The following is a 15,896-nucleotide window of genomic DNA, read 5'->3' on the forward strand; positions in this document are numbered from 1 at the left end:
AGGGCAGACAGTGCAGATCGATTGGGAGTCGGGGCACGGTCCGTTCACTGCCCCGCTCAGCGCCGCCGGTTCCGCGCTCGCCGCCTCATACGCGGCGAACGCGGCCGGCGCGTCCCCCTGGTGGGGTGTCGGCGTCGCAGGCGCCGGGCTCGTCGGCTCGCACATCGCGGGCCGGCAGTCCGGCGCCGGGCGCGGCAGTCTCGTACTCCGCGCGGCCGCATGGGTCGGCGCGGGGGCATGGTGCTCGTGGGCGCTGAACGCCGGTCCGTGGACCGTCAATTGCGTTGCCACCCTCGCGGCGGGCGCGGTCGGGCTCGGCGCCGCCATGGCGGGCAACCGGGCTGCGCGGCGGCGGGCCGAGGCGGCGGCCGCGGCCGAGGACACGGCGGCCGCGCACAGCGGGATCATGCGCGGGTACCGGGCGCTCGCCGAGCAGTGGTCGGCGCGGTTCTCGCGCGTGAGCGGGATCGAGGGCGTGCTCGTCGTGGGCGTCGAGATGTGGCCGAGCGGCGGCATGACCCTCGAAGGGCGGTTGCCCGAGGGCGGGTATACGTGGCGCGACATTCAGCGGCACCAAGACGGATTGGCCGGCGACGCTCGGCTGCCGAACGGCTGCTCGGTCGAGATCACCGAGGGGGCCGACCGCGGCTCGTTCCTCGCGAACATCGAGACCGCGAATCAGGTCGCGGCCGGCCCGACCATGTACCCCGACGACTACTCGCCCCGCTCGCTGAACGACGGGCTGCAGCTCGGCATTCACAAGGACGGCAGCGAGGCCGCGCCGTGCATCCGGCAGTTGACGGCGATCTTCACCGGCCGCAAGGGGTCGGGCAAGTCGAACCTGATGAACGTGGCGATCGCCGGGCAACTCCGCATGGTCGACGTCCTCGTGTGGGTGATCGACCTCAACGGCGGCTCGCTCGCGCTGCCGTGGCTGCGCGCGTGGGCGAAAGCCGGACGGCCCGGCCGCTCGCCGATCGACTGGGTCGCGGACACCCCCGAGAAGGTGCTCGCCATGGCCGAGGCGCTGCTGCGCATCGCTAAGGCCAGGAAGCCGGGATACGCCGACCTGCAGATCGAGGCGGACGACGACAAGATCCCGGTGTCGGCCGCCGTGCCCGGCATCGTCGCGAACGCCGACGAGGTCGCCGAGCTGTACTCGGCGAAGGCTCGCAAGCACCCGATCTTGCGCAAGGCCGGCGACGTGCTGCTGCAGGTCGTCGAACTCGCGCGCGCTGTCGCGTGCAACGTCATCGCCTCGGCGCTGCGGGCGACACAGGATGTGCTCGAAGAGCCGCAGCTCGTCGTGCAGTCCGGCCTCAAGATCGCCATGAAGTCGGACGAGCGAGAGGTCGCGTACCTGTTCGGGTGGGGCGACAAGATCTCGCCGGAAGACATGCCCGTCGCAGGTACCGGCGCGATCAAGGTTCTCGACGACCCCGCCCGCGCCCTGGTCGTGTACCGCATGACGCCGAGCGAGATCGCGAAGATCGTCGTCGCGACCGCCGAGTACCGGCCCGAACTCGACGAGCTGTCCCGCCTCGCCGCGGGCGAGCCGTACGCCCGCAGGTGGGAGAACACCGACCACCTGTTCAACGGCAGCGCCGCACCCGCCGCGACCGCTGTCGCCGACCCGCCCGCCGAGCGGCCGGTACGCGAGGGCTACAGCGACCCAACCGCCGATTGGGACGACCCCGAGCCGACGGCACCCGCCCCGGTGCCGACCGGCGAGGACGCGATCGCCGACGCCGACGCCACGATGCGCCGGATCCGGGGCGAGATCGACGAGACGACCGGGCGCGACCCCGACCTCGACGCCGAGGTGCGCGGCATCTTCGAGGCGAGCGGGTTCGGCTACACGCCGCCCGCCGCCCTCGACGAGGCGCAGCAGACCGGCGGCGACCCGCGCAAGGCGCTCGTGTACGAGGTCGTGCTCAAGTCCGGACCGGCCGGTATCGGGCCCGAGGCGATCCGCGAGTTCATCACCCGCCTGTACCCGGACATCGACCCGCCGCACGCCGCCACGATCGGCCGATGGCTCGCCGCCGACCCTCGCGTGCACAAGGCCAAGTACGGCCGATACGCCGTGCTCCCCTCGGACGGAGGCACCTCGTCATGACCCGCCCCTCGCCCGCCCGCCGCCGTACCGCCCGAGCCGTTCGCGCAGCCGGCGACGTCGTGCGGACCGCCGCCCCCGTCGGGCCGATCGTCGTCGTGCTGTTTCACCTCGACACCGTCGACGGCCCGCACCTCGCGCTGCCGCTGCTGCACCTCGTCGTCGTGCTGCTCGCCGGGCTCGGCGTCGACCGGCTCGGTCTGCTGCTGCTCGACCTCGGCCACCACATCGAACGCCACCGACCCGACACCGCGAGCTAGGACACCGCCATGCACCCCGAACGCTCCCTCGCCCGGCCGGCGCCCCTCGACCGCACCGTGACCCCGACCCATGTCGCCTCGTACGCCGAGCAGCAGCTCGTGCCCGCCCCGCCGCCCGGCATGCGCGTGATCGGGTACGTACGGATCGACGGCATGCTGCACCCGCAGTACGGGCCCGAGTACGTGTCGGCCGCGCCCGTTGCGCCCCCGGCAACACCCGGACTCGACCCGCAGGCGCAACGCACCGCCGCGAAGGGCGTGTTCGCCGCCGGGGCGGGCGTCGGGGCGTACTTCGGCATGCAGGCGCTGCAGATCCTCGTCGACAGCCTCGTGCAGTTCCTCGCGGCCGCCGCGGTGTGCGGGCTCGTGTGGGCGCTGCCGAGCGGCCGCCGGTCGGGACGCGGGGCGCCGACGTACATCACGAACAATCGCGGGTTCCTGGCAGGCTGGAAGTCGCAGAACGGCCCGAGGAAGTAGAGGACACTGCCGCCATGACTCAACTGACCTTGACCCGAGCGAGGGTCGACGAGCTGCTCGCCGACGAGTCTGTGCCTGTCGCGCATCGTGCACTGTGGGCGCTGCTGTGGGAGGGCGAGGTACGCCTCGGCGACGCCCTGTCGCTCGACGTGCGCGACGTCGAGTTCGGCGCCGGGACCGCCCGAGTCGAGTACCCGAAACGAGGCTCGGGCCCGGTGTCCGTGCCGCTCGGCGACCGTGCCGCCGGACTGCTGCGGCAGGTGATCGGCGAACGGGCGGACGGGCCGGCGCTGCAGGTTGCCGAGCAGCCGATCAGCCGTATCTCTGCCGCACGCCGCGCCCGCGAGGTCGGCGCGGGCAGCATCCACGCGTTCCGCAGCGCCGGGCAGGCAGCTCGCCGCCCCGCGCAGGGGGTGACCGGTGTCTAAGAAGATCGAGCACGTGCCCGCGGGCAAGTTCATGACCCTCGACGAGATCGCCGCGTTCGTCGCCGACGCGTTCGCCGCCGGGGCGACCGGCACCGACGTACCCACGGGCCGGCTGTCGTTCGGCGGGAAGCTGCAGCAGCTCGTCGTGACCGTCGCCGATCCCGAGTAGCACCCCGGCCGGCTGCACCTGCGCCCTGTACCGCATCCCTCGCGGTACGGGGCGCCTGCATGTCCGGGCAGGCGACGGCCCTTTGACGCAGTTCCGCACGAGAATCGCGTGCGAATCGATCGCGAATCGTCGACGAATCGCACGCGGATCGTTCGCGATTCTCGGACGAGTACGCAGGTCAACGCGTTCTGTCCCGAGGGGACCGTCGGGGGACTCGCGCGCGCGCGTTCCCCTCCCCTCCCCTATATAGGGGGGTGGCCGTAGAGAGAGCACCTACAGGTAGTAGCGGGCGAGCGCTCGAACCGATCTCACTCTCAACTCGCCGCCCGAACTTGACTCTGTCGATCACGTGTCGCACTCTTGTCGGCAAGTCCGCCATGCCCGGACACCGAATCTCACCGAACGCCCCGCCCCTCACAGCGGGGCGTTCGTCGTTCCCCCACCCGCCGGCCGAGCACCCCACCCTCGACCGGCTCGGCGCCGCCTCACCCCCCGAGGCGGCGCCACCCCCACTCGCGCGGGGTGGTGACGTTACGAACCATGGCGGGTTTGCTGCCCGCCCCGCGCGTGCCACCCCCCGTCGAGAGGACACCGCCCCATGCGCGTACGCCTCACCGACGGGACACACGAGGTCGAGATCAAGGCGAAGGGCTACAGCCGACGCCGCCTCGACGACGCCGAGAACGCAGCGCTGCGCATCCTCGACGCGCTGCGCAGCGAGCAGCCAACGCAGCCCGGCACGACGTTCGGGTTCACCCCCGACGCCGCCCTCGACAGCAGCTCCGAGCGAGCCGAGCCGTACGACGACGGCCGCGACCAGGACGACGAGGACGACGACGCATGAGCGGCGGGTGGGCAGGCAGCAACCGACGGGCCGAACTGCCGCCCGACTGGTACACCGTGATCCGACCGGCCGTACTGCAGCGCGACGAGTACCGGTGCCGCAACCGGATCGACGGCCGCGTGTGCGCACGCCCGGCGAATCAGGTCGACCACATCGGCGACAAGCATGATCACCGGATCGTGATGCTGCAGGCGCTATGCGCCGACTGCCACGCGATCAAGAGCAGCAGACAGGGCAACGCCGCACGGTGGGCCGTACGCAGGCAGCGCCCGGCCGAGCGACACCCCGGTCTGATCTGACGCCCCCGGTACCAACTCGCCACCCCCCGCCCCGAGTTGCACCCCCCTGACCTGCACGTATGCGCAGGTGCGTACATCGCTGCAGGTCAGAGCAGTGCAGTACGAGGCGAGCCCGAGACACTGCCCGACCGAGGCAGGCAGCACACAGTCGAGCCTCGAAGGACATGCACAAAGCTGCAGGTCAGAGCGTCGCAACTCCCGTACGCAGCGCACGGTTTGCGAGGCGAGGACACAAGTACCGGACGGGCGAGCAAATCACGCACGCTGCACGACGATCGCAACGCTCTGACCTGCACGTTTATGCATCGTTCAGTCGCAGGTGCGAGCACGACAGCAGCACATCGACCACGTACGACGAGGCGCACGCACCACACATGCCCGCAACGCTCTGACCTGCACGTTTGCAAGACATCGCACATAACTGCAGGTCAGGGGCACGCAACTGCCGTACGCACGGCACGGATTGACGACCGAGACAGAACTGCAGGCCGGACACATCGCCGCGAGATTCGCTCGCCGAATTCGAGCCTCCCCCCTGGGGGGTGACTCCCCTCCCCGCCCCCCTTTGCGGCTCGGGAGGTGCTGCGGCTAAGGATGTGTACGGGTCTGGGGAAAACGGCCGCGCTGCGGGGCGCGGGCGGTCCGCTGGCGGGCGGGCAGGGATGCGGCAGGCTGATTTGATGGCGCGCGGTTGAGGGGCCGCACAGCGCCTCTCAGCCTGCCGCACTCCCGATACGAACCTGATACATGCAGGTCAGAGCGCTAAAAGCGTACGCCGCGGTATCATGGACACATGACGACGAGGCGCACCTGCGAGCACTGCGACGAGCCGATGCCGATCACGGCCCGGTCGCACGCGCGGTTCTGCAAGCCGGCGTGCCGAGCTGCTGCTCACCGTGCCGCCCGCTCGATCCCGGCGGAACTGACCAGCCGGCCGCGGTGGGTGCGGCGCACCTCGCGCAAGGTACCGGTGTCCGTCGACGGCGGCGCCGCGAGCAGCACCGACCCCGCGTCCTGGTCGACGTACCGCGACGCTGCCCGCTCGACGGCGGGCGCCGGGCTCGGGTTCGTCCTCGACGGCGACGGCGTCGTCTGCCTCGACCTCGATCACTGCCTCGACGACGAGGGCGCGGTCGCAGGTTGGGCGCGCAACGTCCTCGACGCCGCCGACGGAACGTGGGTCGAGGTGTCGCAGGGCGGCGACGGACTGCACATCTGGGGGTACGGCGCGCTGCCGCACGGCAGGCGCATCACGGTCGGCGGCGGCTCGGTCGAGCTGTACGGCACCGGCCGGTACATCGCGGTCACGGGGCGGACGTTCGGCGGCACGCCGCAGCGCCTCGGCGACCTGCAGCACGTAATCGACTCGCTGCTGTAGCGCCCCGACACGGGCGTGCTGCGGCACACCCGACACGGGAGGTACAGCCATGGGCGGCATGGGACCGGCGCCGAAGCCAGAGGGTAGGAAGGCGCGACGGAACAAGGACGGAATCCCGCAGACCGTACTCAGGTGGGAGCGCGCCGCGCCGCCCGAGCTGCCCGACTTCGAGGTCGAGAAAGAGGGCAAGCTCGTCGAGTTCACGTGGCCCGGCCGCACGCGCGTGTGGTGGCAGATGTGGATCGACAGCCCGCAGGCCGAGCACTTCGGTTCGTCCGACTGGCAGTACCTGCTCGACACCGCCCTGATTCACGCCCGGCTGTGGTCGGGCGATCTGTCGGCGGCCGGCGAACTGCGGCTGCGCGTCGCAGCGTTCGGGGCGACGCCCGCGGACCGGGCGCGGCTGCGCATGGTGTTCGCCGAGGCGGACGGCGCCGACGGCGGCAGCGGCAGCTCGGGCGGTCCGTCCGCGCGTGAGCGGTACGGAAACCTGCGAATGATGCCGGGCGGGAAGACCGACCAGGGCGAGGGCGCGTAGCAAGGGGGCGTCATGCCGTGGCGCGGCCCACAGTACGAGGGCGAGCGCCCGACGCTCGGGTACTACGTCCTCGACTGGATGATGCAGAACCTTGCACAGCCCGGCCGGGACGACGGCGAGCCGTTCATTCCGACGGCCGAGCAGGCTGAGTTTCTGCTGCGGTACTACGAGGTGCACCCGCTCACCGGTAAGCGGGTCATTCACCGCGCGCTGCTCAGCCGGCCGCGCGGGTGGGGCAAGAGCCCGTTCGTCGGGGCGATCGCGCTCACCGAGGCGTGCGCCGATGTGGTCGCCGACGGGTTCGACGCCGACGGCGAGCCGGTCGGCCGGCCGTGGCACTCGATCCGTACGCCGCTCGTGCGTATCGCCGCGGTGACCGAGCAGCAGACCGACAACACGTGGATCCCGCTTTTGGAGATGGCGCGCGGCCGCAGCCTGTCGACCGACTACGGGCTCGAAGTGCTCGACACCGTGATCTATCTGCCGCGCGGCGAGGTCTCCCCGATCACGTCGAGCGCGACGTCGACCAAGGGTGACCCCGCCTGTTTCGCCTCGCTCGACCAGACCGAGGAATGGACGGCGACGAACGGCGGCGTTCGGCTCGCGAAGGTGATGCGGTTCAACGCCGCCAAGCTCGGCGGGTCGCTGATCGAGACACCGAACGCGTACACGCCGGGCGTCGGGTCGGTAGCTGAGAAGTCGGCGGCCGACTATCAGGCGATCATCGACGGCCGGTCGAGGGCGCGCGGCATCCTTGCCGATCACCGCGAGGCGCCGCCCGAGACCGACATGACCGACGAGCAGTCGCTCGTCGCCGGGCTCCGGTACGCGTACGGCGACAGCAGCGATCACCCCGACGGGTGCGTGCTGCACGACCCGCCGTGCTCGCCGGGATGGTCGCCGATCGAGCGGCTCACGTCTGAGTTCTGGGACACCTCGAACGAGCCGCAGGATCTGCGCGCCGACCTGTTGAACCAGATCACCCACGCCGCCGACGCGTGGCTCACCGAGCCCGAGGTGCGGGCGTCGTCCGACCTCGGCCGCTCGGTGCAGCCCGGCGACCGGATCGTGCTCGGGTTCGACGGCTCGCGGAAGCGGGCGCGCGGGGTGACCGACGCGACGGCACTGATCGGCTGCCGGCTGTCCGACGGGCACCTGTTCACGATCGGTGTGTGGGAGCAGCCCGAGCGGCCGCAGCTCGGCCCGGACGGCGCTCCGATCGACTGGCAGGTGCCCGTCGTCGAGGTGCTCGCCGCGGTGCACGAGGCGTTCGCGACGTACGACGTCGTCGGGTTCTACGCCGACCCCGCCAAGTGGGAAAGCCACGTTGCGGATTGGGAAGCGGCGTACGGCCCGCGCCTGCAGGTGCAGGCGACCCGGAACCATCCGGTCGAGTGGTGGATGACCGGCGGCCGCTCGACGCTGATCGTGCGGGCGCTTGAGAAGTTCCATACGGCGCTCACCGAGGGCGAACTCACGCACGACGGGGCGTCGGCGCTCGTGCGGCATCTGTGCAATGCCCGTCGGCGGCCGAGCCGTTCGGGCCTGCAGATCGCCAAGGCACACCCGGACAGCCCGAACAAGATCGACGCCGCGGTCGCCTCGGTGCTCGCTTGGCAGTGCCGCCTCGACGCGATCGCGAAGGGCGTCGCGGTCGAGGAAGAAGAGATGTTCGGCGGCACGTTCTGACCGACCCGAAGGGGGGCGCTGTGCTCGACGAGACTCCGGAGCTAGACAACCCGGATTACATGCTGTTGCGCCTCGGGCGTCGGCTGCGTAAGAGGGTGGGACAGCTCGACGAGTGGTGGCTGTACTACCGCGGCCGGCCGCCCCTGCCGCAGTTGCCGAAGAACGCCGAGGCGGCATTCATCGACTTTCAACGCAAGGCGCGCACCAACTTCTGTGGACTGATCGCGGGCGCGTCGGTGCACCGGCTGCTCGCCCTCGGCGTGACCGGGCCCGACGGCGAGCCGGACGACCGGGCGTCGCGATGGTGGCAGGCGAACCGCCTCGACTCGCGGCAGAAACTCGTATGGCGCTGCTCGATGGCACAGTCGGTCGGGTACATGCTCGTCGGACCGCACCCGACCAGGACGGAAGACAACCGTCGGCCGAGCCCGCTCATCACGCCCGAGCACCCGAGCGAGTGCGTCGTCGAGTACGACCCCGAGACCGGTGAGCCGCTCGTCGGGTTGAAGGCGTATCACAACGACGTCGACGGCTACGCGTACGCCCGAGTGCTGTACGACGACCGCTCGTTCCCGTACCGCAGCGCCGAGCGGTGCAGCGGGCGCCGGCTGCCGTGGGGGCCGGACTCGTGGGTGTACGTCGGCGACAGCGACGAGGGCGAGCCGCACGACCTCGGCCGGATGCCCCTCGTCGAGTTCGCCCGCATGCCGGATTTGGGCGAGGACCCCGAGCCCGAGTTCGCGTGCGTGCTGGACACGCAGGACCGCGTGAACATGGGCGTGCTTAACCGCATGGCTGCGAGCCGGTACAGCGGGTTTCGGCAGAAGTGGGTGCGCGGGCACAAGTTCGCCCGGCGCAAGGATCCCGACACCGGGCTCACTGTCGTCGAGCAGCCGTTCACGCCGGGCCCGAATACGGTGTGGGTGAGCGAGGGCGAGAACGCGCAGTTCGGGCAGCTCGACGCAACCGACCTGACAGGGTTCCTCAAAGAGCACGAGTCCGACGTGCGCGACATGCTGATCTTGTCGCAGACACCCGCGTACTACTACGCGAGCGACCTGATCAACATCAGCGCCGACACGGTCTCGGCGCTCGACATCATGCACGTCGCGAAGGTGCGCGAGCACATCGCCGCGTTCGGCGAGGGACTCGAAGAGGTGATGTCCCTCGCGGCCGCGCAGGCGGGTGTGCCCGAGGACTACACCGAGGCCGAGGTGCGGTGGGCGAACCCGCAGTACCTGAGTCCGGCTGTGCAGGCGGACGCCGCGACCAAGTTGTCGAGCATCGGCTACCCGCTCGACGTCATCGCCGAGGATCTCGGCGAGACACCGCAGCGCGTACGCAGGATCGCGGGCGGCGCCGCAGCGCAGAAGCTGCTCGCCGCCTCGCTGCTGCCCGCGAACCCGGCGCCGACGGCGGGCAACCTGCCCGACGACGAGGGGGCGGGTACCGGTGGGTGAGGCGCTGCAGACGGCGCTCACCGAGCGGTACGACTCCCTGTCGACGTCGCTGCGGGCGCGGGTGATTCAGTTCGTCCTCGACGCGTTCGACAGCCTCGGCGGGCACCGCGACGGCGACGCCGCGGCGTACATCGAGCAAGTGCTGCCGACCGTGCTCGCGGCGCAGGCGCAGATGGGGCAGATCACCGACGCGTACCTGTCGGCGATGATCGCCGACATGCTCGGCACCTCCGCGGCGCCGGTCGGCGTGCAACTGCCCGAGGCGCTGCGCGGCGTGCCGCCCGCAGAGGTCTACACGCGCCCGTTCGTCAGCACGTGGACGGCGCTCAGCAAGGGCAAGGCGTACGCGCAGGCGGTCAACGAGGGGCGTACGCGGCTGCTGTCCATCACCGAGACCGACCTGCAGCTCGCCCGTACGCACGCCGCGCAGCAGTCCATGCAGCGGGGCGGGGCGCGGTTCTTCCGGCGCCGGCTCACCGGTACGAAGAACTGCGCGCTGTGCACGTTGGCGAGCACACAGCGGTACCGGGTCGAGAACCTCATGCCGATTCACCCCGGCTGCGACTGCAAGGTCGAGCCGCTCGTCGGCAACAAGGATCCGGGGCACGTCATCGACGAGGCGCTGCTGCGCGAGGCGCACGACGCCGTCGCGAAAGGCACCGGGGAGTCGGATGCGGGCGGCCGCGCCCCCGACTATCGAGACGTGATCATCACTCGCCAACACGGCGAGTACGGGCCGCTGCTCGCGGTTCGCCGACACGAGTTCACCGGCCCGGACGACGTTCCGAGCCCGTGATCGACGCGCCGACACGGCGCACGCACCCGCTCACCCACCCCGACACGGGAGACACCACCATGCGCACGCGCACGCTGCCCAATCTGCCCGGCATCGAATCGGAAGCCGGCTGGTCGCACCCCTACGCGGTCACTCCGTTCTCGCCGTACTGGTACGCCGACGGCGGCGACGAGGGCGACCAGGACGACGACGGCGACGGCGACGGGTCCGACACGGACGACGACGACGGCGACGGCGACGAGGGCGGCGAGGGCGACGACAAGGCCGACGACAAGGCCGAGGCCGCGAAGTGGAAGGCGCTCGCGAAAAAGCACGAGGCGCGCGCGAAGGCGAACGCCGGGTCGGCGAAGGAACTCGCCCGGCTGAAGCGCGAGGGCATGAGCGAGGCCGACAAGAAGGTCGACGAGGCGGTCGCGGCCGCCGTGGCGCAGGAACGTGTGAAGTCCGGCGAGCGGGTCGCCCGCTCGGCGTTCCTGGCAGCCGCGAAGGGGCGTCTCGACAACGCGAAGGACGTCGCCGACGACGTCAACCTGCGCCGGTACGTCGACGACGACGGCGAGGTCGACGAGGACGCGATCGGCGAACTCGTCGACCGGCTCGCCCCGAAGAAGTCCGGCAAGGACGAGAACGACGAGGACGACGACCGCGAGGGCGGGCGCGACACGCGCCGTCGCCGCGGCGGCGGATTCGACCAGGGAGCCCGCCGCGGCGGCAGCAAGAGCGGCAGCAGCAAGAGCGGCGGCGTCGACGCCGGCCGCGATCTGTACCGCGAGCTGCTCGGCAAGGGTTCCGACAAGAGCTGAACACACGGAGGACAGACTCATGATTCTCGGTCAGACGACTGAGATGTTCGGGTCGGACGATCAGTCGTGGCTCGGGTCCGCGCATGGCACGGACTCGACCGAGACGATCTCGCTCGACACCTCGGCATTCACCAAGGCCACCCACTACCCCGACGGGTATTTCAAGTCGGGCATCCCGCTCGGCGAGATCACCGCGACGCCGGGCAAGTACGGGCCCTACGACAACGCCGCAGTTGACGGACGGGCGACCCTCGTCGGGTTCCTGTACGCCGCGGTCAAGGCGCCCGACGTCACCACCGTTGACCCGTCGGCCGCGATGCTCACGCACGGCAAGGTGCGCGCCTCGCGACTGCCCGTCGCGGTCGACGCCGCCGGCAAGACCGACGTTGCCGGCTCGATCCGGTTCGTCTGAGAGGGGATGATCTGAGATGAGCTGGACTCTCGACACTGAGTTCATCGAACCGACCGAACTCACCGGCCTGATTCGGGCCGCGCTCGCCGACCTGCAGGTGAACCGCTTCACGCTCTCGCGGTGGCTCCCGAACGTCGAGGTCGACGACATCGCGTACGAGTACACCAAGGGTGGCGGCGGGCTCGCCGAGACCGCCTCGTTCCGCTCGTGGGACGCCGAGAGCAAGATCGGCCGCCGCGAGGGGATCGGCAAGGTCATGGGCGAGCTGCCCCCGATCTCCGAAAAGATCCCGCTGAACGAGTACGACCGGCTGCGGCTGCGGAAGCTCGACCAGAACGACGAGCGCGTGCTGCGGCTGATCGCTCGTGACGCGCAGCGCCTCGCCCGCAACATCGGCGCGCGGTTCGAGGTCGTGCGCGGGCAGGCGCTCGTGAACGCGCAGGCTCCGGTCACCGAGCTGCAGCAGACCGTCGACTTTGGCCGGTCCGCCTCGCACTCGGTCGTCGCCGCGACGCTGTGGTCGGACCATGCGAACGCGACGCCGCTCACCGATCTGCGCTCGTGGGTCAACACCTACGAGGACACGAACGGCGAGTCGCCGGCCGTGATCCTCGCGCCGAACGCGGTCGTCGAGCACTTCGCGATGTGCGAGCAGGTGATTCGGCAGGTGTTCCCGCTCGCCCCGGCGGGCACGGCGCCGATGCTGAACGCCGAGCAGGCGAACAGTGTGCTGCGCTCGCTGAACCTGCCGCCGTTCGAGGTATACGACGCTCGCGTCAAGGTCGACGGCGTCTCGACCCGGATCACGCCGGCGAACGCGATCGCGCTGCTGCCCGAGGCGGGCGCGACGACTGCAGGGCAGCCGACCGAACTCGGGGCGACGCTGCTCGGCACGACCGCCGAGGCGCTCGAATCCGAGTACAGCCTCGTCGCGAGCGAGCAGCCCGGCGTCGTCGCGGCGACGTACAAGAGCAAGGATCCGATCCGGCTGTGGACGCACGCCGCGGCGGTCGGTCTGCCGATCCTGCGCGAGCCGAACCTGACGTTCAAGGCGCAGGTGATCGCATGAGCGGGCGGCGACTGATCGCGTACGTGCACGTCGACGGCACGGCGTACGGGCCCGACAGCGAGGTGCCGCCGGGGGTGGCGAAGCGGATCGGCGAGCACGCGTGGGCCGACGCTGATTCCTCGGCCGAGGCGCCCACGCCCACGGGCGCGGGCGGCGGGTCGGGTGACGAGGCGCCGCCTCGCTCGGGCCGCGGCTCGGGCGTCGACGCATGGCGGGCGTTCGCCGAGCAGCACGACGTCGAGGTCGCCGCCGACGCGAGCCGCGAGGACATCATCGCGGCCGCCGAGGCGGCCGGCGTCGTCGAGCCCGAGCAGCCGAAGGAGTAGGGCGGTGGCGGCGTTCGCAACAGTCGACGACTACACCGCGCGCGCCGCCGTCACCCTCGCCGAGGGCAGCCCGAAACGGGCGCAGGTCGAGGCGTACCTCGACGACGCAACGGCGATCATGCGGCGGCACATCCCTACCGGGCACACGCCCGACGAGGCGACGCTGCGGGCGATCTGCGTCGCGGTCGTCCGCCGGGTCATGGCCAACCCCGGCGGGTACCGGCAGCGCACGATCGGGCAGTACTCCGAGTCGCTCGGGGAGGACGGCGGGCTGTACCTCACCGAGGACGAGATCGCCCAACTGCAGCCCGAGGACGCGACCGACCCGGACGCCGACACGGCGTACTCGCTCACCCTCGTCGACGAGGGGCTGCCAGGTTGGCGCCCCGATCCGGCGTGCTTCGGGCGGCGGTTGCTGTGATCCCCGACGAGCTGCTGCCGCACCTCGTCGACGTCGAGCATCCCGGCACGACGACCGACCGGTACGACAACGAGGTCGACGACTGGTCGCCGGGCGCGACGATGCACGCCGAGGTCGCCGCGTGGCTGCAGCAGAACACGGGCGCCGAGGACACCGACCAGCGGTCGGCACAGATCGGCGAATGGCTCATGATCTGCAACCCGGTCGACACCGCGGGCGGCTCGCTCACGGTGCACGGCTCGGCCCGCGTGCAGTGGGGCGAGCTGTCGTTCGAGGTGATCGGCCCACCCGGTCCGGCCTACACGCCGGCCGAGTTCCACCACTACGAGATCAGGCTCAAGAGCGTCGAGGGGTGACCGGCCGTGACAGCAAGGTTCGTGCCCAACCGGCGGAACATCGCCTCGTTCCTGCGCACGCCAGAAATGCGGGCGCTGATCGAGCGGAAGACGAGGGCAGTCGCCGCCGCGGCCGCCTCGGCATCCGAGGCTGACGGGCAGTTCCGAGTCGACGTCGAGACCGGCGATCGCCGGGCCCGAGGCGCCGTGATCGGCGACTACTCGACCAACGACCCCGAGGTGTCGCGGCGGGCACTGCTGCGCGCCCTCGACGCCGCACGCGGGGTCGACTGATGGCGGCGCCGGTCGAGTTCCCCGACGGCGTCGACATCGTGCGCCGGTACCTGCGCGAGGCGCTCGTCGAGCGAGGCGACGCCGTGCCGGTCGTCACCCGCGTGCCGAGTACGAGGCCGGCTCGGTTCGTACGGATCGAGCGGGTCGGCGGCAGCCGGCTCGACCGGATCACAGACCGGCCGCGGCTGGACATCCACTGTTGGGGGCCCGACGAGGGCGCCGTCGCCGACCTCGTCAAGGTCGTGCGGGCGCTCGTGTTCGCGATCCCAGGGTGGCGCGGCGCGGTGGCGTACGACGTCGTCGACGTCGGCGGGCCGGACTCGGCGCCCGACCCGGTGAGCGGGCAGGAACGCAGCTCGTTCGCCGTCGAGGTGTCCCTGCGCGGCAAGGCGCTCGCCGCCCCCTGATCACGGCTCACCCGCCCCCAGACACCGCACCCCCGGACCGCTCGACGGCCGGGGGTTTCCCACGGAGGAACCCCATCATGAGCACACCTCTTGAGACCGGGCTGCACACCGAGTACATCCGCAAGCAGCTCGTACAGGCCGTGTTCGCCGCCGACTACTCGGCAGCCGCGGTCACCGCACCGTTCACGCCGGCGACCGGCGTACTTGCGGCGATCCCTGTCGGGTACGTGCCGGTCGGCTACACCACCGACGACGGACTGACGTTCACGTCCGATCTGTCCATGTCCGACGTCACCTCGTCGCAGTCCGTCGAGCCGACCCGCTCGGACGTCGAATCGGACGTGCTGTCGGCGCAGTTCGCGCCGCAGGAGACGAACGCGGCGACCATCGCCCTGTTCGAGGGGCTGCCGCTCGCGGGTACGGGCGCGCTGCCCGCGATGGGCGAGGCGTGGACGTGGGACCGGGCGGCGAGCCCGGCAAACCCGTTCCGCCGGCTGCTGTTCATCGGGCTCGACTACGGCGACGACGGCGGAGAGATCTACGTCGTCAAGTTCTTCCCGCGCGCCCGGCTCACCTCGAAGGACGACGAGCAGTGGGCGCGCAGCACGGAGACGCAGCGCCCGGTCACCTTCAACGCCTACCGCGACTCGGTCGTCGGCACCTCGTGCCGCAACTGGGTCGACGGTCCGGGGTGGCGCTCCCTGGCCACTCCGTAACCCTCCCCTGATCGGGCGGGGGGCGGCGGTTCTGGGTGAGCCCCGACCGCCCCTCGCCCTCACATGCTCACCCGCAGCTCACCCGAGAGAGAGACACGATCATGAGCAAGCCCAACGGCAAGCGGTACCGGCTGGAGACCGTCAAGCGCTCGTACGTCGACGCGGTCGGCGGCGAGCGGGTCGAGTTCGAGGTCGGGCCCGAGGAAGCGCCCGCCGTGTTCAGCTTCCCGCACCCGATCTTCACGCCCGACGACATGCAGCGCGAACTCAACGGCGCGCAGGGCGACGAGGCCGGCGCGCGCATCCTGCTCGGCGACCAGTACGACGAGTTCATCGCGGCCGGCGGCGACGTCAACGGCGTGATGCTGCTGTACGTCGGCATCCGCAATGAGGCGCAGGACAAGGTGCAGAAGGTGCGCCCTACGAAGGGGTAGGGACCGGCGACGACGTCGTCGAGACCTACACGTACAGCGTCCTCGACGTCCTCGGCGAGCACCCCGAGGCAGTCGAGGCAGACCTCGCCCACCACTACCCCGAGCACGGGCCGGGCGGACCGCTCGCCGCCTACTGGCGAGGCGAGATCACGCTGCGACTGCTGCGCGTCCTGGTCGAGAACCTGCCCCCGGACGGCGCTACCGCCCGCGCGAACAACGGGCACG

General features: G+C 71.0%; 22 protein-coding genes. All 22 read left to right on the forward strand.

Annotated features, from left to right (window positions below):
- The first annotated feature begins 10 nt into the window (after positions 1–10).
- Entirely contained in the window at positions 11–2,119 is a 2,109-nt protein-coding gene (locus OHA98_RS41905; RefSeq protein WP_266933642.1) for a hypothetical protein, read from the forward strand.
- Positions 2,116–2,376 carry a hypothetical protein gene (locus tag OHA98_RS41910; RefSeq protein ID WP_266933643.1) on the forward strand — a complete coding sequence of 87 codons (261 nt, stop codon included), beginning with the start codon at positions 2,116–2,118 and terminating at the stop codon, positions 2,374–2,376. The genes OHA98_RS41905 and OHA98_RS41910 overlap by 4 nt, the downstream gene beginning before the upstream one ends.
- Before the next feature lie 9 nt (positions 2,377–2,385).
- Positions 2,386–2,853 (forward strand): hypothetical protein, encoded by a 468-nt coding sequence (locus OHA98_RS41915; protein ID WP_266933644.1) that lies wholly within the window; start codon positions 2,386–2,388, stop codon positions 2,851–2,853.
- Between the two features lie 14 nt (positions 2,854–2,867).
- Positions 2,868–3,281 (forward strand): tyrosine-type recombinase/integrase, encoded by a 414-nt coding sequence (locus OHA98_RS41920; RefSeq protein WP_266933646.1) that lies wholly within the window; start codon positions 2,868–2,870, stop codon positions 3,279–3,281.
- Positions 3,274–3,450 (forward strand): hypothetical protein, encoded by a 177-nt coding sequence (locus tag OHA98_RS41925; protein WP_266933647.1) that lies wholly within the window; start codon positions 3,274–3,276, stop codon positions 3,448–3,450. Before OHA98_RS41920 ends, OHA98_RS41925 begins: the two co-directional genes overlap by 8 nt.
- Positions 3,451–4,048: 598 nt before the next feature.
- A complete protein-coding gene (locus OHA98_RS41930) occupies positions 4,049–4,294 on the forward strand; it encodes a hypothetical protein (protein WP_266933650.1) in 246 nt (81 codons plus the stop codon).
- Complete coding sequence (locus OHA98_RS41935; RefSeq protein WP_266933652.1) at positions 4,291–4,593, forward strand: HNH endonuclease; 303 nt, start codon at positions 4,291–4,293, stop codon at positions 4,591–4,593. Before OHA98_RS41930 ends, OHA98_RS41935 begins: the two co-directional genes overlap by 4 nt.
- 793 nt (positions 4,594–5,386) lie before the next feature.
- Positions 5,387–5,971 (forward strand): DNA primase, encoded by a 585-nt coding sequence (locus OHA98_RS41940; RefSeq protein ID WP_266933654.1) that lies wholly within the window; start codon positions 5,387–5,389, stop codon positions 5,969–5,971.
- A 49-nt stretch (positions 5,972–6,020) separates the two neighbouring features.
- Positions 6,021–6,509: a hypothetical protein gene (locus tag OHA98_RS41945; protein WP_266933656.1), complete on the forward strand. Its 489-nt coding sequence runs from the start codon at positions 6,021–6,023 to the stop codon at positions 6,507–6,509.
- Between the two features lie 12 nt (positions 6,510–6,521).
- Positions 6,522–8,198: a terminase gene (locus OHA98_RS41950; RefSeq protein WP_266933657.1), complete on the forward strand. Its 1,677-nt coding sequence runs from the start codon at positions 6,522–6,524 to the stop codon at positions 8,196–8,198.
- Positions 8,199–8,218: 20 nt separating this feature from the next.
- A complete protein-coding gene (locus OHA98_RS41955) occupies positions 8,219–9,658 on the forward strand; it encodes a phage portal protein (RefSeq protein WP_266933659.1) in 1,440 nt (479 codons plus the stop codon).
- The gene (locus OHA98_RS41960) at positions 9,651–10,454 is read left to right on the forward strand and encodes a hypothetical protein (RefSeq protein ID WP_266933661.1); all 804 of its coding nucleotides are present in this window, start codon (positions 9,651–9,653) and stop codon (positions 10,452–10,454) included. Before OHA98_RS41955 ends, OHA98_RS41960 begins: the two co-directional genes overlap by 8 nt.
- 59 nt (positions 10,455–10,513) lie before the next feature.
- A complete protein-coding gene (locus OHA98_RS41965) occupies positions 10,514–11,257 on the forward strand; it encodes a hypothetical protein (protein ID WP_266933663.1) in 744 nt (247 codons plus the stop codon).
- 19 nt (positions 11,258–11,276) lie between these two features.
- Entirely contained in the window at positions 11,277–11,669 is a 393-nt protein-coding gene (locus OHA98_RS41970) for a head decoration protein (RefSeq protein ID WP_266933665.1), read from the forward strand.
- A 16-nt stretch (positions 11,670–11,685) separates the two neighbouring features.
- Positions 11,686–12,738, forward strand: a complete 1,053-nt coding sequence (locus OHA98_RS41975; RefSeq protein ID WP_266933667.1) for a major capsid protein — start codon at positions 11,686–11,688, stop codon at positions 12,736–12,738.
- Positions 12,735–13,064: a hypothetical protein gene (locus tag OHA98_RS41980; RefSeq protein WP_266933669.1), complete on the forward strand. Its 330-nt coding sequence runs from the start codon at positions 12,735–12,737 to the stop codon at positions 13,062–13,064. Before OHA98_RS41975 ends, OHA98_RS41980 begins: the two co-directional genes overlap by 4 nt.
- 4 nt (positions 13,065–13,068) lie before the next feature.
- On the forward strand, positions 13,069–13,485 hold the full coding sequence (locus OHA98_RS41985; protein ID WP_266933671.1) for a hypothetical protein: 417 nt from the start codon (positions 13,069–13,071) through the stop codon (positions 13,483–13,485).
- The gene (locus OHA98_RS41990; RefSeq protein WP_266933673.1) at positions 13,482–13,841 is read left to right on the forward strand and encodes a hypothetical protein; all 360 of its coding nucleotides are present in this window, start codon (positions 13,482–13,484) and stop codon (positions 13,839–13,841) included. Before OHA98_RS41985 ends, OHA98_RS41990 begins: the two co-directional genes overlap by 4 nt.
- A gap of 6 nt (positions 13,842–13,847) precedes the next feature.
- Positions 13,848–14,114 carry a hypothetical protein gene (locus tag OHA98_RS41995; protein ID WP_266933675.1) on the forward strand — a complete coding sequence of 89 codons (267 nt, stop codon included), beginning with the start codon at positions 13,848–13,850 and terminating at the stop codon, positions 14,112–14,114.
- Entirely contained in the window at positions 14,114–14,521 is a 408-nt protein-coding gene (locus OHA98_RS42000) for a hypothetical protein (RefSeq protein WP_266933677.1), read from the forward strand. The genes OHA98_RS41995 and OHA98_RS42000 overlap by 1 nt, the downstream gene beginning before the upstream one ends.
- Positions 14,522–14,598: 77 nt before the next feature.
- Positions 14,599–15,237, forward strand: a complete 639-nt coding sequence (locus OHA98_RS42005) for a phage tail protein (RefSeq protein ID WP_266933679.1) — start codon at positions 14,599–14,601, stop codon at positions 15,235–15,237.
- Between the two features lie 101 nt (positions 15,238–15,338).
- On the forward strand, positions 15,339–15,671 hold the full coding sequence (locus OHA98_RS42010) for a hypothetical protein (RefSeq protein ID WP_266933681.1): 333 nt from the start codon (positions 15,339–15,341) through the stop codon (positions 15,669–15,671).
- Positions 15,672–15,896 lie beyond the last annotated feature (225 nt).

Source organism: Streptomyces sp. NBC_00654 (assembly GCF_026341775.1).
Lineage (GTDB): Bacteria > Actinomycetota > Actinomycetes > Streptomycetales > Streptomycetaceae > Streptomyces.